Raw genomic sequence first — 417 nt, forward strand, 5'->3', positions numbered from 1 at the left:
CTACCTGCCCACCGACGAGGGCTGGCTGTACCTGGCCGCGATCAAAGACATGGCCACGCGCCAGATCGTCGGCTGGTCGATGGCCGACCACCTCCGGGCGGAACTCTGCATCGGCGCCCTGGTCATGGCCCTGCAGCGCTGCCACTCTGCCAGGAGTCTGATCCTGCACAGCGATCGCGGGGTTCAACCCGGGTTCAACTGGTCGTTGCAACACCAGCCTGACCTGCTAGCAGCACGGCGTCCAGGGCCTCGGTGGGCGTCTTCCAGACTAGCGTCTTGCGCGGCCGGCCGTTGAGCGTGGCGGCCACTGCCCTGAGGTCGTCCGCGCCATGGGCGCCGAGATGCGTACCCTTCGGGAAGTACTGCCGCAGCATGCGTATTCCGGTGATCGCGATCGGCTGTTCCGGTGGATCCTGA

2 pseudogenes are annotated in these 417 nt (G+C 66.7%); one reads left to right on the forward strand and one right to left on the reverse strand.

The features are described 5' to 3' along the window. Window positions 1-187: pseudogene (locus tag M0638_RS28615) on the forward strand (DDE-type integrase/transposase/recombinase); the annotation flags it as partial. A gap of 7 nt (window positions 188-194) precedes the next feature. Here the strand turns inward: M0638_RS28615 and M0638_RS28620 are convergent. Beyond that, window positions 195-417: pseudogene (locus tag M0638_RS28620) on the reverse strand (hypothetical protein); the annotation flags it as partial.

The sequence above is a fragment of the Roseomonas acroporae genome, from assembly GCF_023223525.1.
Lineage (GTDB): Bacteria > Pseudomonadota > Alphaproteobacteria > Acetobacterales > Acetobacteraceae > Roseomonas_E > Roseomonas_E acroporae.